General features: G+C 61.5%; 21 protein-coding genes. 12 read left to right on the top strand and 9 right to left on the bottom strand.

What is annotated here, in order from left to right:
- Positions 1–166: 166 nt before the first annotated feature.
- From EIY71_RS09505 to EIY71_RS09475, 7 genes are all read left to right on the top strand, one after another.
- Positions 167–472, top strand: coding sequence for a cytochrome c5 family protein (locus EIY71_RS09505; protein ID WP_085690419.1), 306 nt, complete (start codon positions 167–169; stop codon positions 470–472).
- Between the two features lie 32 nt (positions 473–504).
- A complete protein-coding gene (locus tag EIY71_RS09500; protein WP_039764863.1) occupies positions 505–1,116 on the top strand; it encodes a cytochrome c in 612 nt (203 codons plus the stop codon).
- A gap of 200 nt (positions 1,117–1,316) precedes the next feature.
- Complete coding sequence (locus EIY71_RS09495; protein ID WP_102688236.1) at positions 1,317–1,958, top strand: thiol:disulfide interchange protein DsbA/DsbL; 642 nt, start codon at positions 1,317–1,319, stop codon at positions 1,956–1,958.
- A 14-nt stretch (positions 1,959–1,972) separates the two neighbouring features.
- Entirely contained in the window at positions 1,973–2,851 is an 879-nt protein-coding gene (locus tag EIY71_RS09490) for an endonuclease/exonuclease/phosphatase family protein (protein ID WP_011331775.1), read from the top strand.
- Positions 2,848–4,938, top strand: coding sequence for a diguanylate cyclase (locus EIY71_RS09485; protein ID WP_129973329.1), 2,091 nt, complete (start codon positions 2,848–2,850; stop codon positions 4,936–4,938). The genes EIY71_RS09490 and EIY71_RS09485 overlap by 4 nt, the downstream gene beginning before the upstream one ends.
- 101 nt (positions 4,939–5,039) lie before the next feature.
- The gene (locus EIY71_RS09480) at positions 5,040–5,819 is read left to right on the top strand and encodes an N-acetylmuramoyl-L-alanine amidase (protein ID WP_134021527.1); all 780 of its coding nucleotides are present in this window, start codon (positions 5,040–5,042) and stop codon (positions 5,817–5,819) included.
- 72 nt (positions 5,820–5,891) lie between these two features.
- Positions 5,892–7,508 (top strand): EAL domain-containing protein, encoded by a 1,617-nt coding sequence (locus EIY71_RS09475; RefSeq protein WP_134021525.1) that lies wholly within the window; start codon positions 5,892–5,894, stop codon positions 7,506–7,508.
- Here EIY71_RS09475 and EIY71_RS09470 read toward each other — a convergent pair.
- Both EIY71_RS09470 and algB read right to left on the bottom strand, forming a co-directional pair.
- Positions 7,505–9,295 carry a KinB sensor domain-containing domain gene (locus EIY71_RS09470; RefSeq protein ID WP_102688233.1) on the bottom strand — a complete coding sequence of 597 codons (1,791 nt, stop codon included), beginning with the start codon at positions 9,293–9,295 and terminating at the stop codon, positions 7,505–7,507. The two genes, EIY71_RS09475 and EIY71_RS09470, sit on opposite strands and share 4 nt — an antisense overlap.
- Before the next feature lie 10 nt (positions 9,296–9,305).
- Positions 9,306–10,652 (bottom strand): sigma-54-dependent response regulator transcription factor AlgB, encoded by a 1,347-nt coding sequence (algB, locus tag EIY71_RS09465; protein WP_007954049.1) that lies wholly within the window; start codon positions 10,650–10,652, stop codon positions 9,306–9,308.
- Positions 10,653–11,079: 427 nt separating this feature from the next.
- On the opposite strand from algB, the gene EIY71_RS09460 reads away from it, so the two are divergent.
- The 5 genes from EIY71_RS09460 to EIY71_RS09435 all read left to right on the top strand — a co-directional run bounded on the left by EIY71_RS09460 (position 11,080) and on the right by EIY71_RS09435 (position 15,523).
- Positions 11,080–11,364: a hypothetical protein gene (locus EIY71_RS09460; RefSeq protein ID WP_134021522.1), complete on the top strand. Its 285-nt coding sequence runs from the start codon at positions 11,080–11,082 to the stop codon at positions 11,362–11,364.
- 67 nt (positions 11,365–11,431) lie between these two features.
- On the top strand, positions 11,432–11,596 hold the full coding sequence (locus EIY71_RS09455; protein ID WP_003177151.1) for a DUF1328 domain-containing protein: 165 nt from the start codon (positions 11,432–11,434) through the stop codon (positions 11,594–11,596).
- A 2-nt stretch (positions 11,597–11,598) separates the two neighbouring features.
- On the top strand, positions 11,599–12,063 hold the full coding sequence (locus EIY71_RS09450; protein ID WP_085748037.1) for an inhibitor of vertebrate lysozyme family protein: 465 nt from the start codon (positions 11,599–11,601) through the stop codon (positions 12,061–12,063).
- A 697-nt stretch (positions 12,064–12,760) separates the two neighbouring features.
- Positions 12,761–14,092, top strand: coding sequence for a glutamate/aspartate:proton symporter GltP (gene gltP, locus EIY71_RS09440; protein WP_134021520.1), 1,332 nt, complete (start codon positions 12,761–12,763; stop codon positions 14,090–14,092).
- A 201-nt stretch (positions 14,093–14,293) separates the two neighbouring features.
- Positions 14,294–15,523, top strand: a complete 1,230-nt coding sequence (locus EIY71_RS09435; RefSeq protein WP_085647178.1) for a nucleoside recognition domain-containing protein — start codon at positions 14,294–14,296, stop codon at positions 15,521–15,523.
- Positions 15,524–15,526: 3 nt separating this feature from the next.
- Here EIY71_RS09435 and EIY71_RS09430 read toward each other — a convergent pair whose 3' ends face one another.
- The 7 genes from EIY71_RS09430 to EIY71_RS09400 all read right to left on the bottom strand — a co-directional run bounded on the left by EIY71_RS09430 (position 15,527) and on the right by EIY71_RS09400 (position 23,343).
- Complete coding sequence (locus tag EIY71_RS09430) at positions 15,527–16,153, bottom strand: ABC-type transport auxiliary lipoprotein family protein (RefSeq protein WP_085748036.1); 627 nt, start codon at positions 16,151–16,153, stop codon at positions 15,527–15,529.
- Positions 16,150–17,088, bottom strand: coding sequence for an MlaD family protein (locus EIY71_RS09425; protein WP_085748035.1), 939 nt, complete (start codon positions 17,086–17,088; stop codon positions 16,150–16,152). Before EIY71_RS09425 ends, EIY71_RS09430 begins: the two co-directional genes overlap by 4 nt.
- 1 nt (position 17,089) lies before the next feature.
- Complete coding sequence (locus tag EIY71_RS09420) at positions 17,090–17,893, bottom strand: ABC transporter ATP-binding protein (protein WP_039764888.1); 804 nt, start codon at positions 17,891–17,893, stop codon at positions 17,090–17,092.
- Positions 17,890–19,038 (bottom strand): ABC transporter permease, encoded by a 1,149-nt coding sequence (locus EIY71_RS09415; RefSeq protein WP_102718832.1) that lies wholly within the window; start codon positions 19,036–19,038, stop codon positions 17,890–17,892. Before EIY71_RS09415 ends, EIY71_RS09420 begins: the two co-directional genes overlap by 4 nt.
- Before the next feature lie 55 nt (positions 19,039–19,093).
- A complete protein-coding gene (locus tag EIY71_RS09410; protein WP_039764894.1) occupies positions 19,094–20,122 on the bottom strand; it encodes a DUF5924 family protein in 1,029 nt (342 codons plus the stop codon).
- 76 nt (positions 20,123–20,198) lie between these two features.
- On the bottom strand, positions 20,199–21,590 hold the full coding sequence (locus EIY71_RS09405) for a pitrilysin family protein (protein WP_134021517.1): 1,392 nt from the start codon (positions 21,588–21,590) through the stop codon (positions 20,199–20,201).
- Positions 21,591–21,684: 94 nt separating this feature from the next.
- A complete protein-coding gene (locus EIY71_RS09400; RefSeq protein WP_074689766.1) occupies positions 21,685–23,343 on the bottom strand; it encodes a Na/Pi cotransporter family protein in 1,659 nt (552 codons plus the stop codon).
- Positions 23,344–23,530 lie beyond the last annotated feature (187 nt).

Below are 23,530 nucleotides of genomic sequence, written 5' to 3'. Positions count from 1 at the left end.
GGATTAGGCGCGGAACGCGGTGTCGCTTCCGTTTCAGTGACGCCAGTATATAATGCCGCAGATTTTGTGTGTGCTTTGTCCCAGCGAAGGATGAAGTTCACGAGAGCGACAGACCTTGATTGCGCATTAGAACGCAGAACGCTCTCAACCCTGAAAAGGTCGTTTTATGACGAAATGGCTGCTGGCTGCCGGAGTCTTGATGCCGCTTTACAGCGCACAGGCTACACAGGATCCGGAAGCCGTGTACAACCGTGTTTGTGGAGCCTGTCATTCCGGCCAACTACCCATGGCGCCCAAAAGAGGCGATCAGGAAGCTTGGACGCCGAGGTTGGCGAAAGGTATGGAGACGCTGGTGCAACACGTGACCCAGGGTTTCAAGGCGATGCCGCCGCGTGGTTTGTGCATGGACTGCAGTGCCGAGGATTACCAGGCCCTCATCCTCTGGATGAGCGAGAGTAAGCCCGGTCCATAACTCTTAACCCTTAGCCGTAGTTGGATTAGCTGATGAACAAACTGATCGTGAGTCTGCTGTTGACCGTGGGAATCTCAGGCTTCGCCCATGCTGCCGGTGATGCAGCCGCAGGCCAGGCCAAAGCCGCCGTATGCGGCGCCTGCCATGGCCCGGATGGCAACAGCATGGCGCCAAACTTTCCAAAACTGGCCGGACAGGGCGAACGCTACCTGACCAAGCAACTGCACGACATCAAGTCGGGCAAGCGCACCGTTCTGGAAATGACCGGCCTGCTGACCAACCTGAGCGATCAGGACCTGGCCGACATCGCCGCCTACTTCGCCAGCCAGAAAGGCAGCGTCGGCGCCGCCGATCCGAAGATCGTCGCTCGCGGTGAAGCCCTGTTCCGTGGCGGCAACCTCGAGAAAGGCCTGCCAGCCTGCACCGGTTGCCACTCGCCGAACGGCGCCGGCAACGCAGCCGCCGGCTTCCCGCACCTGGGTGGCCAACACGCTCAGTACATCGCCAAGCAACTGACCGATTTCCGCAAGGAAGAAGCCGGCCGCAACAACGACGGCGACGCGATGACCATGCGCACCATCGCCCGCAAGCTGAGCGACGAAGACATCGCGGCAGTCTCCAGCTACATTCAGGGCCTGCACTAAGACGCGCGATTCGAGCGCTGCGTGCAATGGCCAACGCCTGCCACGTTAACGCTCGATTAATCCGTTGCAGCAAGTATAAAAAGGGTGGCTTTGGCCGCCCTTTTTTGTGGCCGCTGCCGTTACACTACAGAACTCATGCCCGCCAGGATCTGTCTGAAAACAGGTCGCGCGAGGCGACCAAAATTGTCCAGGAGTAAAGCATGCGTAATCTGATCATCAGCGCCGCCCTCGTCGCTGCCAGCCTGTTCGGCGTGACCGCCCAGGCCGCCGAAGCCCCTGCTGCCCCTTATGTCGAACTGAGCAACCCGGTGCCGGTCGCCGTGCCTGGCAAGATCGAAGTGGTCGAGCTGTTCTGGTATGGCTGCCCGCATTGCTACGCGTTCGAGCCGGTGATCAATCCGTGGGTTGAAAAACTGCCGTCCGACGTCAACTTCGTACGCATTCCTGCGATGTTCGGTGGCCCGTGGGACGCTCACGGTCAAATGTTCCTGACCCTGGAAGCCATGGGCGTCGAGCACAACGTGCACGCTGCCGTATTCAACGCCATCCAGAAAGAACACAAGAAGCTGACCGACAAGAACGACATGGCCGATTTCCTCGCCACTCAAGGCGTGGACAAGGACAAGTTCCTGGCGACCTTCGACTCGTTCGCGATCAAAGGGCAGATCGTGAAAGCCCGCGAACTGGCCAAGAAATATGAAATCACCGGCGTCCCAACCATGATCGTCAACGGCAAGTACCGCTTCGATATCGGCTCCGCCGGCGGCGCCGAACAGGCGCTGAAACTGGCTGATCAACTGGTGGCCAAAGAGCGAGCGGCCAACAAGGCAGCCGCCAACTAAGCGCGGCAATCGCCATGCGCCGCTGGGGAACCGAACGCGTCGTTGGCCTGCATGAACCGCAGGTCAACGAGCATCACCTGGAATCGACGGGCCTGCCCGCAGACAGCCGTCTGCGCTTGCTCAGCTTCAATATTCAGGTCGGCATCAGCACCGAGCGCTATCGGCACTACCTGACCCGCAGCTGGCAGCATCTGCTGCCGCACCCCGGGCGTTCGAGCAATCTGCAAAAGATCGGCAATCTGCTTGGCGACTTCGATCTGGTCGCTCTGCAGGAAGCCGATGGCGGCAGCCTGCGTTCAGGCTACGTCAATCAGGTCGAACACCTGGCCCAGCTCGGCGCCTTCCCCTACTGGTATCAACAACTCAATCGCAACCTTGGCCGACTGGCCCAGCACAGCAATGGCGTGCTCAGTCGCCTGCGGCCGTGGGCGATCGAAGACCATCCGCTGCCGGGTCCGAAGGGACGCGGTGCGATTCTGGTGCGCTTCGGCGAAGGCCCGGAAGCGCTGGTGGTGGTGATGATGCACCTGGCGCTCGGCGCCCGGGTGCGCAGCATGCAACTGGCCTACATCCGCGAACTGATCGGCGGCTACAAGCATCAGGTGCTGATGGGCGACATGAACACCCACGCCAGCGATCTGCTGCAACACTCGCCGTTGCGCGACCTCGGCCTGCTGGCCCCGCAACTCGAAGCGACATTCCCCAGCTGGCGCCCGCAGCGCTGCCTGGACCATATTCTGCTCAGCCCGACCCTGACCCTGGAAAAGGTCGAAGTGCTGGCACAACCGATTTCCGATCACCTGCCGGTCGCGGTAGAGATTCGTCTGCCGGGTTCGCTCACGGCCGATGCATTGCCCGCGTTGAGCACTGCCCTTCGCGGAACCCCTGAATGAGCGACGAAGCCCAGCGCTGGAAAGAGAAATACCTCAAAAGCATCGAACAACAGGAAAAGCTTGAACGTCGATGGGACGCCCGGCTCGACCTGCTGCGCCGTGGTCTGGTGCGCAGCACCCTGGCGGCGGAAGGCACCGACCGCGTGGTCGATCAATGCATGAAAGAGATGCGCGACGTGGTGCGCACCGATGACATGGACGCCGGCCTCGCCGCCCTGCTCCCTCGCCTGGAAAAAGCCGTGCTCGATTCCGAGCAGCGCCGGGAAACCCGGATCGAACAGGTCAGCACCGCACTGACTGCGCTGGTTACTCAGTTGCAATCTCTCCCGCTGCCCCGAGATGTGGCCCAGCCGCTGAAGAAATTCGCCAAGCAGCTGGACGGCCGGGTAAGTCAGGCAAGGGAAATGCCGCTGTTGCTCAGCGAGCTCAGCGGCTTGCAAGGCAAGGCCTTGAGCCAGCTGGAGACGCCGGCGGAACCGGGACGACCGGGGTTGTTGCAGCGTCTGTTCGGCAGCCGCGACAACGAGGAAGCGCCTGTTCCAGTGATGCAGCCCGCGGCGGTCGTACTACCGGCACAAACAGAACAACCGCCCGTCACGCATGAAACCGCGCCCTTGCAGGAAGCGCCTGTCACGACCGCCGAACCGGTCGCCCCTGCGCCCGTCAGCCAGGCACCGGTCGCCGCCCCCGTGGCCGAACCCGCGAAAACTCCAGCGCCAACCCCCGAATATCATGCGGAGCCGGAGGTGGTGGCCTTCGAGCCGGCCAGAATCCTCACCGAATCCCCCTCCGCCCCCAGCGAACCAGAACCCGCCGAGCCTGAACCGGAGCCGCAGGCCTTTACGCCTCCTCCGGTTTTCGCGCCGGCAGTGCCAACAGCCATCAACCCGGACGAACTGATCCACCCCGGCGATACCCCGCCGCCCGTGATCCTCGACAGCCTGCCCATCCCCGAGCCCATCGCCCAGGCATTGGCCGCAATCGATCCGGAGCAATCCGAGCACGATATCCTTTACGCCCTGCCGGACTCGCCGGAACCGTCCTACAGTTCGGTCGCCAAACACATCGAAGACACGCTGATCGGGTTGCTGGACGACCTGACCTTGCCGGAGCGCCACCGCCCGCAAGCAGAGGCGATGCGCGACCGGCTGAAGAATGGGCTGAACTGGTACGAACTGTTGCCGATCCTCGACGATCTGGCGACTTTGATGCTGGCGATTACCGACAGCGGCCAGCACGAATTCGAAGCTTATTTGCAGCAACTCAACGAGCGGCTCGAAGCGTTTCAGAGCAATCTGCAGGCCGCCAGCGAAGGCCACGCCGACAATAGTTCTGCAGCGCGGGCGATGGACACGCAGATCCGCGAGCAAGTCGACGGCTTGCAGAACAGCGTGCAGGAAGCGGCCGATCTGGACGATTTGAAGCAGGTGCTGGAAAACCACCTCGAAGGCCTGCTCGGCACGATGGATCAGCATCAGAAACAGCGTGACGCCCGGGAGCAGGAAGTGGCTGTGCGCCTGAAAAGCCTGGCCGAGCGCGTCGCGCACATGGAGCAGGAAGCGCTAGGCTATCGCGAACACCTTGAAGAGCAGCGCCAGAAAGCCCTGATCGATCCGCTCACCGGCTTGCCCAACCGCGCCGCCTGGACCGAACGGCTCGAACATGAGATTGCCCAATGGCAGCAGCACGGCAACACTTTGAGCCTCGCCATGCTCGACCTCGATCACTTCAAACGGATCAACGACAACTACGGCCACCTGGCGGGCGACAAGGTGTTGAAGATCATCGCCACGGTGCTGCGCAAGCGTATGCGTGGCAACGATTTCATTGCCCGGTTTGGCGGAGAGGAATTTGTATTACTGCTGCCGGCAACACCGCCCGCCGTCGGTGCCAAGTTTTTGGAAACCCTGCGCGCGGCCATCGAAGCCTGCCCATTTCACTTCAAGGGTGAGCGCGTCACGATCACCGTTTCCATGGGTCTGACGACGTTCCGGGCGGGTGAGCACAGCGATCTGGTACTCAAAAGAGCCGATCAGGCGCTTTATCGGGCGAAAAACGCAGGGCGAAACCGGGTGGAGCTGGGCTGAGGCAATTGTTCCATATTGTTTAAATCAGCCATTCAAGCGTCGTAGCGCAAGGCGATACGTTACACTGTTGCATTATCGTCTTGCGTGTACTGCCCTCTGCCATGAAATTTTTTACCCTGCTCGCGTCGCTGATCCTCCTGGCCGGTTGTGCCAGCGGCCCGCGTTTTGACACCAGCCATCCTTCGGTCAATCACGACAGTCGCGTACAGTTTGTGATCGTGCACTACACCTCCGCATCGCTGGAACGCTCGCTGCAGTTGCTGACCCACGGCGAAGTCAGCAGTCATTACCTGATCGGCGACGACAAGAGCGCCACCATCTACAAACTGATGGACGAAAACCTGCGTGCCTGGCACGCCGGCGAAAGCGAATGGCAAGGTCGTACCTGGCTCAACTCCAGCTCGATCGGCATCGAGATCGTCAATCCGGGCTTCAAGGACACACCGACCGGTCGCCTCTGGTATCCCTACAGCGAAGCCCAGGTGCAGTCGCTGATCGTTCTGCTCAAGGACATCAGCAAACGCCAGGGCATCAGCTCGCGCCACATCATCGGCCATAGCGACATCGCCCCGTTGCGCAAGCTCGACCCGGGTCCGCTGTTCCCCTGGAAGCGTCTGGCGGCCGAAGGGCTGGGGCTCTGGCCCAACGAACAAGCGGTGGCACGGCAGCAGGCGCAATTCAACGCCGAACTGCCGAGCATCACCTGGTTCCAGAGCCAACTGGCGCGCCTGGGCTACTCGACGCCACAGACCGGCGAGCTGGATGTGGCGACCCGGCATGTGCTCGCGGCCTTCCAGATGCACTACCGCCCTACGCGCTTTGACGGCACGCCGGACGCGCAAACGGCAGCGTTGCTGCTGGTGTTGAATCAGACAAAATAATGACGCCCGCCCGACGGTCAGGGCGAAAGTGTAATCAGCAGCTATAACTCATTGGTAATTCTTCGGATATCCATGATGGTTGCTACCCGAGAGACGCTGCGTAGCTGGTTTTATCGCCCCTGGTTTCTGGCGATGATCGCGGCTGTCCTCAGTGCGAGCCTGCTGATCACCGGCGGGCTGTTCGTGGCCATGCGCCAGGTCGAACAAAGCGAAAGCCAGGAAATGAACGCCCAGGGTGAGCGGTTCCTGGCGCGTCTGGAGCAACTGTTCGGCCAGTTGCGCGAAAGCCTCGACGACCTTGAAGCCCAGCCCTTGCGCAGCTGCGACGACGAAATGATCGCGACGTTGCAGCAAGTGACGTTCAACTACCGCTTCGTCTATGAAGCGGCCTACATGGACGCCACGCGGATCTGCTCCAACCGTCCGCGCCAGGAAGGCCTGTCGGTGATCCGCCCTCCGGACATCAAGGGCCCGACCTACAGCTACTGGCTGAACACCACCACCGAACCCGATGAAAACCGCGCAGCGCTGATGCTCGGGCGCGGCAACTTTCGCGTAGCCACCTCGCGCGGACATCTCACCGACATGGTCGACCTGTTGCCCGGCAGCAGCCTGTTGGTAGTGCTGGATCACGGGACCCGGGCGATTCCGGTGCTCGGCGTTCCACAGGTCTGGCCGCCCACCGAGCCCTGGCCGCCGAAAACCCCGAACGCACTGCAAGTCACCCAGTCACACCTGATCTACCGCATGCCCACTGACAACCCGGAATACCAACTGGTGCTGATCAGCCCGCGCACGGGCATGCACATTCCGGAGCTCTGGTGGTGGATGGTGCCTTTCTGTCTGGTGCTCGGTGCGCTGGTGGGCGTTCTGGTGTTCTGGGTCGTGCGCCAGCGCCAGTCGCTCGACGCCGAGCTGCACGGCGCCATCCGCCGTGGCGAGTTGCAGGTGCTTTATCAGCCGATCTTCGATCTCGACAGCCGCAACTGCGTCGGTGCCGAAGCCTTGCTGCGCTGGCGCCGGCCGGACGGCACGCTGACCAGCCCCGACCTGTTCATCCCGATGGCCGAGAACACCGGACAGATTCGCCAGATGACCGACTTCGTCCTGCAACGCCTGCTCGAGCAGTTGGGTCAGTTGCTGCGGGCCAATCCGCAGCTGTACATCTCGGTGAACCTGGCCGCCTGCGACGTGATGGTGCCGCGCATCGGCCAGGTCATGGCGCGGCTGCTGACCCTGCATCGGGTGGCGGCGCGGCAGATTGCTTTCGAGGTGACCGAGCGCGGCCTGATCGATGTGGTGGTAGCCCGGGAAAACCTGCAGGCGCTGCGCGATGTCGGGCATCAGGTGCTGATCGACGATTTCGGCACCGGCTATTGCAGCCTGGCCTATTTGCAAACCCTGCCGGTGGATTGCCTGAAGATCGACAAGGCCTTCATCGACGCCCTCGGCCATGACGCCGCCAGCAGCGGTGTCGCGCCACACATCATTCACATGGCCCAGGCGCTGGACCTGAAGGTGATTGCCGAAGGGATCGAATTCGAGTCACAAGCGGCGCTGCTGAGCAGCGAAGGGGTGAAGTTCGGTCAGGGCTGGTTGTTCGCCCACGCCTTGAGCGCGGTGCAGTTCATCGAACTGATTACCCGTGGACGGCGACTCGCCGGCCGCCGGATCGACGACGAAGCCTAAACCGCCAGCGCCATATAGAACTGCGTGCCCTGCCCCGGCCGCGAGTAAACACCCATCCGCCCGCCGTGCAACTGGACGATTTCCTTGCACAGCGCCAGACCCAGCCCGGCCCCGCCCTTTTTCCTGCCGACCTGGACGAACGGTTCGAAGATCCGCCCTTGTTGACCGTAGGCAATTCCTTCGCCGTTGTCTTCGACGCTGATGATCACCCGTTCGCCATGGCGCCGGGCCTGCAAGCGGATCAGCCCGTCGCGCGCCGTGTGGCGCAAGGCGTTGTCGATCAGGTTGTCGAGGACTCGATCGAGCTGCGCCTGATCCGCCTGCAAGCGTGGCAGCGGGCCTTGCGCTTCGACTTGCAGGGTAACGCCCTTCTGCGCCGCCGAATCGGCGAAACGCAAACGCGCCTGCTCCAGCAGATCCTCGATGGAGCACGGCGCCAGCGTGAGCTTCTGCAAACCGCTCTGATAACGCGAAAAGTTGAGCAGATCGTTGATCAACTGCATCAGGCGCTGCATTTCTTCATTGACCGTGTCGAGCAGGTCGGACTCGCGCGACTCCGGAGGAAACTTAGCCCGCTCGCGGAACAGCCCGAACGCCATGTGCATGCCCGTGACCGGTGTGCGCAATTCGTGAGACGCGCGCAGCACGAACTCGCTGCGCACCCGTTCGAAGGCGCGCTGCTCGGTGACGTCATGCAAAACCATCACGGCGCCGAGGATATGCCCCTGGGTATGGCTGACCGGCGTAAGGCTGTAGGTCAGCAGGCGCGACTCGCCATCGACCTCGATGCTCAAGTCTTCCGGCGCCCGCTCAAGGTTGCCGCCGCGCAACACCAGTTGCAGCTGTGCATCCAGCTCTGGACGCTGAAGCGCTGTGCCCAGGCCCTCGCCGAAACGGTCGCTGTCCCAGCCCAATTGTCGCTGGGCCACCGGGTTCAAGTGTTCCAGACGACCCTGACGGTCGATCATCAGCAAACCGTCATCGATGCTGTCAAGTACCGCTTGCAGGCGCTGCTGGCCAGCGAGCAGTTCGTCGACATTGGTCGCCTGATGCTCGCGCAGGGCTTCGGCCATCAGCCCGAAGCGGCGCGTCAACAGATTGATCTCCATCGCCGAGGACACCGGCAGGGTCACTTCGAAATTGCCCTGGCCGATATTGTCCGCCGCTTTGGCCAACGCTTCGATCGGCGCACCAAAACGCCGCGCAATGCCCTGGGCGGTAACGAAACCAATGATCAGCACTGCCAGCCCCACCAGCCCGAGCAGGCCGGAAATCAGCAGCGCCCGGTCACGGGCAGCGTGCTGGACAGCGTTGATGTTATCCAGCGCGTGCTTGTGCTCGGTGATCAAACCGTTACGCAGGGTGTTGAATCGTTCGCGCAAGTCGCCACTACCACTCAGGGCGGCGCCCGGATCGCGGGAGATATCGAACGCCTCAAGGAAGGTCAGGTAATCGCTCTTCGCCTGACTGAAGCCATATTGGCGATTGTCGTTTTTCTGCTCTTGGGCGATACCCTCGTCGAGCAATTCGAAATAGCGTTGTTTGGATGCTTCGAACGCCACGGGATCGGGTTTCTCGGCAAGCATCATGATCAGTTGATCGCCAAGCGTCTGCCGCAGCTTGAGCCCCAGATCGAGGGTGACGAAGTTGTTGCGGATCAGCGCCTCCTGAGTCCCGGCCATCTGCATCACGCTGACCAGCCCGAGCATCAGCCCGAGCAAGGCCACGGTGATCAGCGCGGAAATGCTCAGGAACAAGCGAGTCCGCAACTTCATCGCCAGTTTCATCGGCGGATGCTCACAGGTTGTACTGCTTGCGCTTGCGATACAGGGTCGAGGCGTCGATCCCCAGAGTCTTGGCGGCCTGATCGAGAGTGCCGGCAGTCGCCAGTACTGCGCCGATGTGGGCTTTCTCCAGCTCATCGAGGCTCAGCGCGGCGCCAACCCGTGGTGCGTTGTTCGCAGGTTGCTCCGCCATGCCGAGGTGACTGATTTCGACACGCTCCTGCGGGCAGATGATGCTCGCCCGCTCGACCACGTTGCGCAGCTCACGGATGTTGCCGGGCCAGCGATAACCCAAGAGCGCTTCGCGAGCCTCATCACTGAAACCCCGCGCGGGGCGCGCGTATTCCTTCACGAAGCGAGCGAGGAAACGGTCGGCCAGGGTCAGGATGTCTTCGGCCCGTTCGCGCAGCGGCGGCAAATGCAGGGTGATGACGTTCAGGCGATAGAGCAGGTCTTCACGGAAACGCCCGTCGCGCACCATGTCTTCAAGATTGAGGTTGGTGGCGGCGAGAATACGCACATCGGCGCGGCGGGTGACCGGATCCCCTACCCGCTCGTATTCCTTGTCCTGGATGAAACGCAGCAACTTGGGTTGCAACGTCAGCGGAAAATCGCCGATCTCGTCGAGAAACAGCGTGCCGCCATCGGCTTGGTTAACCCGACCCAGCGTGCTTTCGCTGGCCCCGGTGAACGCGCCACGACTGTGACCGAACAGCTCGCTCTCCATCAGTTCGGCGGTCAGCGACGGGCAATTGATGGTGACGCAGGATTTCTTCTCGCGCTTGCTCCAGCCGTGAATGGCTCGGGCCAGCTCACCTTTACCGGTGCCCGACTCACCCAGGATCAGGATGTTGGCGTCGGTGCCCGCCACTTGCCGCGCGGTTTCCAGTACGACTTTCATCGCCGGGCTGTGGGAATCGAGACCGTCCTTGGGTTTGCGGATCTCGCCTTCGAGGGCTTCCAGACGCGCCGACAGCTGGCGCACTTCAAGCTGCTTGGCGGTCGCAAGGCGCAATTGATCCGGGCTGCACGGTTTGACCAGATAATCGGCAGCGCCGGCCTGAATCGCGTCTACCGCGGTATCGACAGCCGAATGCGCGGTGACGATCACCACCCGCATCCACGGCGCCTGAATGCGCATCTGCGCCAATACATCCAGGCCGTTGTCTTCACCCAGGCGCAAATCAAGGAAGCACAGGTCGAACACCTGGCGTTGCAGCAGCGCGTCAGCCTGAGCCGCGCTGTTGGCGGTGGCGACGGTATAACCTTCGTCTTCGAGGCAATAACGAAAGGTTCGCAGGATGGCGGATTCATCGTCCACCAGCAGAATGCGGCCTTGGTGCTCAGTGGCTGATTCCATTTTTCCTACGCTCCATAAGTGAATGTCTTGGGTTAGTCCCGGAAAAATCGGGCAAGTTGCATGGTTGATTCTGATCGATTCGAGTCATTGCAGGGTAGCTCTCTCCTGCCCTAACGGCTAATCGACTGATTTCATTGGTTTTTTAAACATCGCACAGTTTCAGGTCGGTTTCCTGCCTACTTTTCTGACATCCGTACCCTGTCCCCAATTCAAAAATAATGATTTCTCCTACGAAATAATCGTGCATTACGCACGACCCTATGCGGACCATCGTGCAGGATGCGTCGTCAGGAATTTTCATACCGTTTGTAACTAGCTGATTTTATTGGTTTTTTTCAAACAAAAAAGCTGGCACGCAGGCTGCAATACCTCTTTCAGCCCGGGCAGATATGCACTGCCCCAATCGAACAAGAGTGAGGAACCCAGGATGACTCGCCCACGTGCCGCCCAAATGCGTATTTCGCCACTGCACTTGCAGCAGGCCCTGTTTGGCGCACTTGCGCTGCTGATCACTTTGATCGCCTGCCAGCAATACCTGCGCTGGGAGCACAGTCAGCAACCTGAGCCTTTGATCTCGATGCAACACGCGACGCAGACGCACTTCAGCGCCGTCAGCAGCAGCCAGGACGACAACGGCGCGATGCGCATGATGGACGTCGACCAGCCACAGCCACTGGGCGACATGCCCCGTGAAGAACGCTGGGTTTTCTGATCAACGAATCTGGGCGCCCCCGCGCCGAGACCGGCAACATCCCTAAATAGAAGCAAGGAGAATCACCATGTTGAGCTGGGCAATCACATTCCTGATCATTGCCATCATCGCTGCAGTACTGGGCTTCGGTGGTATCGCGGGCACCGCCACGGGTATCGCCAAGATTCTCTTTGTCGTGTTCCTGGTGATGTTCATCGCTTCCTTCTTCTTTGGCCGTCGCGGTCGAGGTTGAACATGAAGGGTTTAAAGACACTGGCAGCCGCCCTGCTCCTGGGCGGTAGTGCCATGGCGATGGCGGCCAATGACGGCCAGGCGCGGGTCAACGAACTGTTGAGTTCCGACCCGCAATACAGGGAAACCTGGGAAGGTGTGGTGAAGAAGGAAGAACGCCTGCCGGAATGGGTGATGAACCTGTCCGGTACGCCTGACCAGCAGATGAATGCCGTAACCGAAGATGGCGACAAGTATCTGGTCGGCCCGCTCTGCGAATCCGCAGACAAGTGCATGAACCATCGCTTGATCGTCGCGTTCAGTTTCGACAAGAAAGACGCTTACGCCATGCTTGTGGATGTGCCTGAAGGGCTGCCGGCAGACAAGTCGCCAACGCGACATGCCACCTACCGCTTCCTCGGCAAGCCCGACCAGGGCATGCAGGATCTGTTGATGGAAACGCTGAAGAAAGATCCGAACTGGTATTGAACACGAGGGCAGCCGAAAGGCTGTCCTCCATTGCGTCGGCCCGAGGAAGGCCGGTGCATGACCAGGGGGCCGGGACGTTCTGACTGTTGCAGGGTCGGAGTGACCTACGGGTACAGGGAGTGCCTGCGATGAGGGCCGGGTCAGGGTAAAAGCTGCGACGCAAGTTCGCCAACCGAAGCGGTTTGACGGACTTGCGCTGAGCTTTCAACGTGACAAAACGTTGATCCAGAGCGTTCTGCTCTTCATTTTTATCGCCCACACTGCGTGCGAAAGCATTTCGCGGTGTTTCCTGGCGACCGTATATCGAGAAAGAGTCGATCCACCAAGTCGGACATTTAGTTTCCGAACGTAGGCTTTTTCCTAAATTTTTCCTCGAAATCACTCGTTCAAAAAATAACCAACCTACGCTGTAATGGCCGGTTCACGGCACTTATGCCTGCCGAAATGTCGTATTCGAACCGGTTGGGACGCCAGTTTCATTTAAAAAAGCTCATGCCGATTCGGCATAGGGTAGGCGTTTACGGCATTAGACGGCGCAACCTTGCATCGGAATAGTTGCGCCTTTTTTCGCCTGCCGGAGAGCCGTAAACACGCGCTTCGGGGCACCTTATACGGAGGCAGATGCACAGACTTTTCCGCTGATGAGCGTTCCAGTTCCTGCATGTGCCTGAGTCAAACGCAAGTAAGGGTAAAGATAATGAAGAAGGCAAAGCTTAGCCTCGCCTGGCAGATCCTAATCGGTCTGGTGTTGGGGATTGCAATCGGTGCGTTGCTCAACCATTTCAGTGCCGAGAAGGCCTGGTGGATCAGCAACGTCCTGCAACCGGCAGGCGATATCTTTATCCGTCTGATCAAGATGATCGTTATCCCGATCGTCATCTCTTCCCTGATCGTCGGCATCGCCGGCGTGGGCGACGCCAAGAAGCTCGGGCGCATCGGCCTGAAGACCATCATCTACTTCGAAATCGTCACTACCATCGCCATTGTTGTCGGCCTGCTGCTGGCCAACCTGTTCCATCCGGGTGCCGGCATCGACATGAGCACCCTGGGCACCGTCGATATCTCCAAGTACCAGGCGACCGCCGCCGAAGTGCAGCATGAACACGCGTTCATCGAGACCATCCTCAACCTGATCCCGTCGAACATCTTCGCGGCTATGGCCCGCGGCGAAATGCTGCCGATCATCTTCTTCTCCGTGCTGTTCGGTCTCGGTCTGTCGAGCCTGCAGTCGGACCTGCGCGAGCCGCTGGTGAAGATGTTCCAGGGCGTGTCGGAAAGCATGTTCAAAGTCACCCACATGATCATGAACTACGCCCCTATCGGCGTATTCGCACTGATCGCGGTGACCGTGGCCAACTTCGGTTTCGCCCCGCTGCTGCCGCTGGCCAAGCTGGTGATCCTGGTTTACGTCGCCATCGCCTTCTTCGCTTTCGTGATTCTGGGCCTGATCGCCAAGATGTTCGGCTTCTCGGTGATCAAGCTGATGCGCATCTTCAAGGATGAGCTGGTGCTGGCTTACTCCACCGCCTCCTCGGAAACCGTACTGCCACGCGTGATCGAGAAGATGGAAGCCTACGGCGCACCGAAAGCCATCTGCAGCTTCGTGGTACCGACCGGCTACTCGTTCAACCTCGACGGTTCGACCCTGTACCAGTCCATCGCGGCGATCTTCATTGCCCAGCTGTACGGCATTGACCTGTCGATCAGCCAGCAACTGCTGCTGGTCCTGACCCTGATGGTGACCTCCAAAGGTATCGCCGGCGTGCCGGGCGTGTCCTTCGTGGTACTGCTGGCCACTCTGGGCAGCGTGGGTATCCCGCTGGAAGGCCTGGCCTTCATCGCCGGTGTCGACCGTGTGATGGACATGGCGCGTACCGCCCTGAACGTGATCGGCAACGCCCTCGCCGTACTGGTCATCGCCCGCTGGGAAGGCATGTACGACGACGCCAAGGGCCAGCGCTACTGGAACTCGCTGCCGCACTGGCGCAGCAAGGAAAAACTGCCGGCCGGTGAAATCTCCAAAAACTGATGCAAAACCCTGTGGGAGCTGGCTTGCCAGCGATGAGGTGCGCACATTCAACATATTCGCTGAATGAACACCGCCATCGCGGGCAAGCCCGCTCCCACAGTGGTTGATGCAAGCCTTACCAACAAACCCCGGAGAAATCCGGGGTTTGTCGTTTCTGGCGACCCCGCTATCATTCGCCGCATCTTCCGGGGGATTTGACTGATGCTTAATGGCCTGTGGCTTGGCTTCTTCATCGTGGCAGCCGTTTCGGCGCTGGGGCAATGGCTGATCGGCGGCAACGCCGGGATCTTCGCGGCGATGGTGGAAAGCATTTTTGCCATGGCCAAGCTGTCGGTCGAAGTCATGGTGCTGCTGTTCGGCACGCTGACCCTGTGGCTGGGCTTCCTGCGCATTGCCGAAAAGGCCGGCATCGTTGAATGGCTGGCCAAAGTGCTCGGGCCACTGTTCCTGCGGCTGATGCCGGAAGTTCCAGCCGGACATCCCGCGCTGGGCCTGATCACCCTGAACTTCGCCGCCAACGGCCTGGGCCTGGACAACGCCGCCACGCCGATCGGCCTTAAAGCCATGAAGGCGCTACAGGAGCTCAACCCCAGCTCGACCATCGCCAGCAACGCGCAGATCCTGTTCCTGGTACTCAACGCATCTTCCCTGACCCTGCTGCCGGTGACGATCTTCATGTACCGCGCCCAGCAAGGCGCGCCGGACCCGACGCTGGTGTTCCTGCCGATCCTGCTGGCCACCAGTTGCTCGACCATCGTCGGCTTCTTGTCGGTGGCATTCATGCAGCGCCTGCGCGTGTGGGACCCGGTCGTGCTGGCTTACTTGATTCCCGGCGCGCTGATTCTCGGCGGTTTCATGGCGTTGCTCGCGACAATGTCGGCCACTGCGCTGGCGGGCCTGTCGTCGATCCTCGGCAACCTGACGCTATTCGGCCTGATCATGCTGTTCCTGGTGATCGGCGCCTTGCGCAAGGTGAAGGTCTACGAGGCCTTCGTCGAAGGTGCGAAGGAAGGTTTCGACGTGGCCAAGAACCTGCTGCCGTATCTGGTGGCGATGCTCTGCGCGATCGGCGTATTGCGCGCATCGGGCGCGCTGGACTTCGGCCTCGACGGCATCCGCCATCTGGTGGAGTGGGCAGGGTGGGACACGCGCTTCGTCGATGCGCTGCCGACTGCGATGGTCAAACCGTTCTCCGGCAGCGCCGCCCGGGCGATGCTGATCGAAACGATGAAGACCTCGGGCGTGGACAGCTTCCCGGCGCTGGTGGCCGCCACGATCCAGGGCAGCACCGAAACCACGTTCTACGTATTGGCGGTGTACTTCGGCGCGGTGGGCATTCAGCGCGCCCGGCATGCCGTCGGTTGCGCGTTGCTGGCCGAGCTGGCGGGTGTGCTCGGCGCTATCGGCGTCTGCTACTGGTTCTTCGGCTGATATTCAGGGCCGGGCAGGTGGGGCAACTTTCTGCCCTTGCTCCACCGCCCACGCCACCACCTTCGCGGTGAGGCGATCACTGGCCTGACCGAAGCCGGCCACCACCGCCGGCACCTTCACATCACTGAGCGGCTGACGTTCTTCGAAGCGGCGACTGGCGAGGATCCGCTGGTCGTAACCGCGCACCAGCAACGCATCGACCCGCACCACCACGCTGGCCTGCGTGCCCTGATACTCGGTCTGAAACGCCTGCAGGCTGCCACCCAGTTCCAGGTCCGCCTGGAAATTGCTGTCGTCGGTGCTCAACAGCGACACCCGGCCATCGCGCTGGAAGCCATCGAGCAAGCGGTTACGCACCAGCACCGGCGCCGGATCGCTCCAGCGCGAGGCCTTGTAACTGCTGATCACATCGCCCTGAGGAATCACCGCGATGCTCGGCCGGTTCAGCGCTTCACTGGCCTGCAGTTTGTTCAGGCGCAGCGACCAGTGCTGGGTAGATGCCGAACTGGCCGAGGCGGGCGCCTGTGCCGTCGGCAGGCGATAGACATCCGACGGTTCGGACTTGGGCAGGATCGAGCACGCGCTGATCAGCGTGAAGCCGGCGAGGAGGGCGAGGCGAATCAGCTTCATGGCGTGAACTCCTTGTTCTTGTCACTGCCCAGCAGGTAACCGCTGGGGTTGGCCTCCAGGCGTTGGGAAATGGCGCGCAGCGAATTCAGGGTTTCACGCAGTTCGCGGATCGCCGGGGCCAGGCCGTTGAGGCCCTGCATGCCGCTGTCGAGGGAATTCTGATTCTTGCTCAACAGACCATTGATGGTGGCGCTGCTCTGCTCCAGGGATTTCATCGCCTGCTCGGCGCTGCCGAGCGCCTGTTTGCCCTGATCGTTGAGCAGGCCGTTGGCGTTGCGCATCAACGCGGACGTCTGTTCAAGCATGTTGCCGGCCTGTTTGCCGACCGTCGCCAGTTGCTGCATGGCCTGACGCAGGTCGCCGCGCTGATCGTTGATCGAGCCGGTGGTCTGCTCCAGATGTTCAAGGGTTTTGCTCACGCGCTCGATGTTGTCGGCGGAGAACATCTGATTGGCATTGTTCAGCAGCGTGCTGACACCGCTCATCAAGTCGTTGCTGTCATTGAGCAGCCGCGAGATGGGCGAGGGAGAGGCGACAATCGTCGGCAGATTGCCGTCATGGCCCTTGAGTTTCGGGCTTTGCGGCGTGCCTCCGCTGAGCTGGATGATCGAGGTGCCGGTGATCCCGGCCAAGGCCAGTTTGGCCTCGGTGTCTTCCTTGACCGGCGTGTCGCCAGCCAGGCGAATGCGTGCCAGCACTCGACGCGGGTCCTTCGGATCAAGGCGCAGGCTGACCACGTCGCCGACCTTGATCCCGCTGTACTGCACCGGGCTGCCCCGGGACAGGCCGCTGACCGCCTCGTTGAAGACGATTTCGTAATCCTTGAACTCGGTGTCGACACTGGACTTGGCCAGCCACAGACCGAAGAGCAGGGCGCCCGCCACCACAATCACCGTGAACAGGCCGATCAATACATGATGGGCTCGGGTTTCCATGTCAGACCTCGTTGAGCTGTTTGGCGGCGTCCAGCGCCGAGCGGCCGCGAGGGCCGTGGAAGTATTCGTGAATCCACGCGTCGTCGGTTTCCGAGACCACGTCGATGGGACCGGCCACCAGCACCTTCTTCTGCGCCAATACCGCAACGCGGTCGGTGATGGTGTAGAGCGTGTCGAGGTCGTGGGTCACCAGAAATACGCTCAGACCCAGGGCATCGCGCAGGGTCAGGATCAATTGGTCGAACTGCGCGGCGCCAATCGGATCCAGGCCGGCAGTGGGTTCGTCGAGAAACAGGATGTCCGGATCCAGCGCCAGCGCCCGGGCCAGTGCCGCGCGTTTGATCATGCCGCCGGACAGCGAGGCCGGGTACTTGTCCGCCGCCGACAACGGCAGCCCGGCCAGCGCCAGCTTCACCGCCGCCAGATGTTCGGCATCGTCGCGGCTCAGGCCGGCGTGTTCGATCAGGGGCAGGGCGACATTCTCGGTGACGGTCAGCGACGAGAACAGCGCGCCTTTCTGAAACAGCACGCCAAAGCGCCGCTCAATCAGCGAGCGCTCATGCTCCGGCAAGCTTGGCAGGTTCTGGCCGAACACTTTGACCATGCCTTCGCTGGGCTGGCGCAGGCCGACGATGCTGCGCAGCAACACCGATTTGCCGCTGCCGGAGCCGCCGACCACGGCCAGGATTTCGCCTTTGTACAAGTCCAGGTCGAGGTTCTCGTGCACGCTCTGGCTGCCAAAGCGATTGCACAGGCCACGGACTTCGATGACCGCCTCGGAGGGCGCGCGGGGTAGACGACTCACCAGCCCATCTCCATGAAAAACAGCGCAGCGACCGCATCGAGCACGATCACCACGAAAATCGATTGCACCACACTGGAGGTGGTGTGGGCGCCGACCGATTCGGCGCTGCCGCTGACCTTGAAGCCTTCCAGACAGCCGATGGCGGCAATCAGGAACGCGAAGATCGGGGCTTTGACCAGACCCACCAGGAAATGTTGAATCCCTATGTCGCTTTGCAGCAGCGACAGGAACATCGCCGGCGAGATATCCAGCGATACCGCGCAAACCACTGCGCCGCCGACGATCCCGCAAATCATCGCCAGAAAGGTCAGCATCGGCAGCGCCACCAGCAGCGCCAGCACCCGGGGCACAACCAGCAATTCCATGGGATCGAGGCCGAGGGTGCGAATGGCGTCGATTTCCTCGTTGGCCTTCATCGAGCCGATCTGCGCGGTAAAGGCACTGGCGGTGCGGCCGGCCATCAGAATCGCCGTGAGCAATACGCCGAACTCGCGCAGGAAGGCGAAACCCACGAGGTCCACGGTGAACACGCTGGCACCGAAACTGGCCAGCACCGTCGCCCCGAGGAACGCCACCACCGCGCCCACCAGAAAGGTCAGCAACGCGACGATGGGCGCAGCGTCGAGGCCGGTCTGTTCGATGTGCGCAATCATCGGCGTGATCCGCCAGCGCTTGGGCCGGAACAGGCTGCGAGCGATGGTTTCGAGGATCAGGCCGACGAAGCCAAGCAGCTGCAGGGTGTCTTGCCAGACCGTGTCGACGGCCCGGCCGATACGGGTCAGCAATTGCACGCTGACGCTGATTTCCGGCTCCTTGATCGGCACGCAGAAGTCGGTCAGCGAGCGATACACGGTTTGCAGCAAGGCGCGGTCGGCGCTGGAAATCGTGCAGTCGGGGTGTTCGGCGGACTTGCTCAGCCGCTCGGAGCCGAGCAGTTCCACCAGCAGCGACGCACCGGCGGTGTCGAGGGCGCCGAGGCCGTTGAGGTCGATGGGGGTGTTGGCGTCGTACTGGCCGTGGAGCGTTTCGCTCAGTTGCTTGAGGTCGGCGTAATGGGCAAGCGTCCAGTCCCCGGTGACCCGCAGGCGGGCAGGGGTGATCGAGGTGTCCAGGCGGGCACTGCCGGTCATTGGGCTGCTGGTCATAAGCTCCGTGCTTGTTCGGCTGAATACGCTGGCATACGTAATAGCACGAACACGGTTACTTTTCTTTGGTCGGTGTGCTGTCCGTGACCTCGAAGCGCAGCACGCCAATCACCTGACCGTCTTCGGTCAACACCCGCACCTGCCATTTGCCCGCCGGGTTGCCGGGGAAGTTCTGCTTGTGCGTCCAGGCCCGGTAACCTTCCTTGCGCCCGCCGTGGATGTCGAGGGCGATGCGGTCGACCTCTTTGCCGTTGAATTGCCAGACGTGATAAATCCGCTCATCAAGCCCGCGCGGCGCGTTAATCGCGGTGTAGGCATAGAGCCCGCCGCCACGGATCTGTTCGGCGCTGACTTCCTTGAGGCTGGCGCCCGGAACCCGGTCCTGCACCTGGGTGCTGATCGCCACGTCGGTCATCCACAGCGTCGCCGGCGGCACCCACGAACGCAGGACCCAGCCCACGCCACCGATGCCGACCGTGATACACAGGATCGCCAGCGCGTTGCGCACGGTGCGGATCGGGAAGATCGACGCCAGGCTCGGGAACGACAACACCACCGCAATCCCCAGCGCCCATTTGAAGCTTTGCGAGGTGGTCAGGTGCATGATCACCGGCAGCGCCGTGAGCAGGGCGGCGAACAGGGTCAGGGTGTGCAGCGCAAGGAATGCCCAGCGCCGTGGCGCCAGCCATTTGTAGTAGAGCGGGTCGACGATCGAGATCAGCGCCGCGATGCACAGCAGCCCGGTGAAAAACAGCTGGCCGCTGTTCCAGGTGGTGGTGATGAAGAAGAACGGCAGGACGAAAAACAGGCTTTCCTGGTGGATCATCTGCGTCGCGTAACGCAGCAGCGGCTGGGGGATTTCCCGTTTGAAGATCCGCGTGAACAGCTTGGTCAGGCTGTTTTCCAGCATCAGCCAGATCCAGCTCAGCAGCATGATCGTGGTGATCCAGCTCGCCAGCCCCTGTTGCCGGTCGACCAGAATGAAACTGCCGACCCCGGAGATGAAACCACCGAGCGCAATGACCCCGGGGTAGCGCTTCATCAGTTCGAGAATGCGCTGGATCAGGAGGGTCAATTTAGACATTTGGGCGGTTCACGACTGGATAGGAAAAAAACCTCGACAGAGTACCGCCCGCCGGGCCGTGTGGCGAGGCTGCCGGTCAGTCTGGATGCACGGATTTGCGCCGATGCAGGCGCCAGCCGAGCAGGATCAGCACCAGCACGCCCAATCCGCCCGCCAGCAGCCACAATACCTGATCGTCGCTGAGCAGCGGTTTCTCGATCCGCAGATAGCCCGGTTGCAGCAACAACTCGCGCATGGCCTTGTTCGCCGCCTCCAGCGTCACGCCTTGCAGCTCCCGCGCAGGATCAGCGAAGCGCCCATCTTCGTAGTCGCCCAACGCGCTCCAGTAATAGTCGGCCATGGCGCTGGTGCCTTGCACGGCCCAGGCCTGATGGGCGATGGCGGCTTGTTTCAAGCGATTGAAGGTATCGGCATCAAGGCCGTTTTTCAGCAGGTCGGCCTTGAGGTCTTCCAGCACTTGTTCGGCTTCGGCAATGTCGCCGCGATCCAGGTCGGCGTTGAGGCTCATGAAACCGACGCCGCCGAACACCTCGCGCTCGGCCCACGGCCCGTAGGACAAACCGTGGTTCAGGCGCAATTGGCGATACAGCGCCCACTCCAGATATTCCTTGAGCAGGTCGAAGGTTTCGTCGTACTGATCGTCCAGCACCGGCTCCGGCACCAGCCAGTGCAGCTTGGCACTGTTGCCGATGAAGCCGCGAGTGATCGTGCGTTCGTGGGCGGCGCTGGCGCGGATGTCCGGCAACGGGCGGTGTTCGCTCGGCTCGACAGCTTCGAGCGCGCCCCACGCCCGTTCCAGATAGGCCGGCAGCAGTTTGTCGAGGTCACCGACGATGATCAGGGTCATGTTGTTCGGCGCGTACCAGGCCTTGCGCACCGTCTCCAGCTGTTCGCGGGTCAGGCCATCGACTTCGGCCCGTTGCGGGCATTTCAGGCCCAGTTCGACCGCCAGTTGGTTGCTCGCGGTGTGGCCCAGATCCTGTCGGTCGAGAAAGCGTTGCAGGCGGGTGTAATGGCCGCCGTCCTCACGCTCGACCACCCGTTTGGCGGCGTTGATCGCGTTGTCGTCGAAGCGGGTCTGGGTCAGCAGGTCCAGCAGCAGGTCGAGGACCTTGCGCTGGTTTTTCGCCGGGGCTTCGATGACGAACGTGGTGTCGGCGTTGCTGGTGAAGGCGTTCCAGTCACCGCCGAGGGCCTGCATGCGTTCTTCGAGGCCACCTTCGCCGGTGGCATCGATGCCGCTGAACAGCAAGTGTTCGAGCAGGTGCGGCAGCTCCTTTTCATTGCAGTCGAAATCGTCCAGACCGACGCCGATCACCAGCCGGATGGCCACGTGCCCACGCTCGGTGCCGGGCTTGAGCAGCAATTGCAAGCCGTTGGGCAGCGCATAGCCTTCGACCTGAAAACGATCCAGGGCGAAGGCGGGCAGGGAACCGAGCAGCAGACAAGCGAACAACAGGCAACGCATAACGAGCTTCCATACGGCTGAATTGGAGATCCGTGTCGTCAGTCCGGCTGCGAGGCCGAACCTTGAGTTACTGACTGACCACAACCCCAGACGTTCAAGGCGAATGCGTGATGTCCGCCATATCGTCCGCCGCCAGCGCGCCGGTATCGGAAGTTTCCAGCACCACATAGGCGCTGCTGCAAAACAGCGAGTTCAGGCGTTTCATGTCGGCAATCAACTCCAGGTGCAACGAACTGGTCTCGATACTCTGCACGATCTTGCGTTGCAATCGGCTGACATGGGCGTGGGCCAGACGTCGTTCCTGTGCGCGAAAGCGACGTTTCTCGCGCAGCAGCTGGCGGGCGCTTTCCTTGTCGCCGCTGAGGAACACCGACAGCCCCAGCCGCAGATTCGCGATCAATTGCTGTTGCAGGCCGGCCAGTTCTTCCAGCCCGTCTTCGGAGAACGAGCGGCGTTGCGAAGTCTTCTGCTGCTGCACTTTGCGCAACATGCGTTCGATCAGGTCGCTGGCCAGTTTAAGGTTGATCGCCAGCTCGATGATCTCCGCCCAGCGTCGACTGTCCTGTTCGCCGAGATCTTCGCGGGGCATCTGCGCCAGGTACAGCTTGATCGCGCTGTACAGCGCTTCGACGTCATCGGTCAGCTTGCGCATTTCCTGAGTGATGGCGGTCTGTTTGCCGCGCAGCACGTCGAGGGTCGCGTCGAGCATGTTGTCGATCAGGTCGCCCATGCGCAGGGTTTCCCGAGCGGCGTTGGCCAGCGCCAGACTCGGCGTGACCAGCGCGGTGGGATCAAGGTGGCGGGGCTTGGCGGTGCCGTTGACCTCCGGCCGCTCCGGCAGCAGCCAGGCGCACAGCCGCGCCATCGGCCCGACGCTCGGCAGCAGGATCAGGCAGCGCGCGGTGTTATAGAGCAGGTGGAAGCCGATGACCATTTCCTGGGGGCTGAAATCCAGGCTGTCGATCCAGTGCACCAGCGGGTCGAGCACCGGAATGATCAGCAGCAGCCCGATCAGTTTGTACAGCAGGCTGCCCAGCGCCACCTGCCGGCCGGCGGCGTTCTGCATGCTGGTGCTCATGAACGCCAGCACGCCACTGCCGATGTTGGCGCCAATAACCAGACCGATCGCCACCGGCAGGCTGATCACCGCAGCGCCGGCGAGGGTGGCGGTCAGCAGCACGGCCGCCAGGCTGGAGTAGGAAATCATCGCGAACAGCGCGCCGACCAAGGCGTCGAGCAGGATATCGCCGGTCAACGAGGCGAAAATCACCTTCACCCCTTGGGCATGGGTGATCGGCGCAGCGGCCTCGACGATCAATTGCAGTGCCAGAATGATCAGCCCAAGCCCAATGGACACGCGGCCCATCTGCCCGAGCCGCGTCTGTTTGCGCGACAGAAAGAAAATCACCCCGATAAAAATCAGCAGCGGCGACAGCCACGACAGGTCGAACGTCAGCACCCGCGCCATCAGTGCCGTACCGACGTCGGCACCCAGCATGGTCGCCAGGGCCGGGGTCAACGCCATCAGCCCCTGACCGACAAACGACGTCACGAGCATGGCGGTGGCGTTGCTGCTCTGCACCATCGCGGTCACGAGGATGCCGGCGACAAAGGCCAGCCAGCGTTTGGACATGTTCTGGCCGATCACATGGCGCAGATTGGTGCCGTACACCCGCAGGATGCCGGTTCGGACGATGTGCGTGCCCCAGATCAGCAGGGCCACGGCAGAGAGCAGATTGAGCAGGGTGAGCATGCAGACCCCCTGTAATAGCAGCGCCCCAGAGGGGCAAGTTGACGGTACCGCGCAATTTCTACGTTCTGATACTTAAGCTGTAGTTGGCTAACGGTCTGGGCGCCAGCATTGCACAGCTAAAGCGGGGATTGAAACAAAAGTGTCATGAAAACAGGTTCATGCGGCCATGAAAAAAGGGCCCGAAGGC

It is taken from the genome of Pseudomonas sp. CH235, from assembly GCF_004368175.1.
GTDB lineage: Bacteria > Pseudomonadota > Gammaproteobacteria > Pseudomonadales > Pseudomonadaceae > Aquipseudomonas > Aquipseudomonas paraglycinae.
This window is presented reverse-complemented; position numbering and strand designations above follow the sequence as displayed.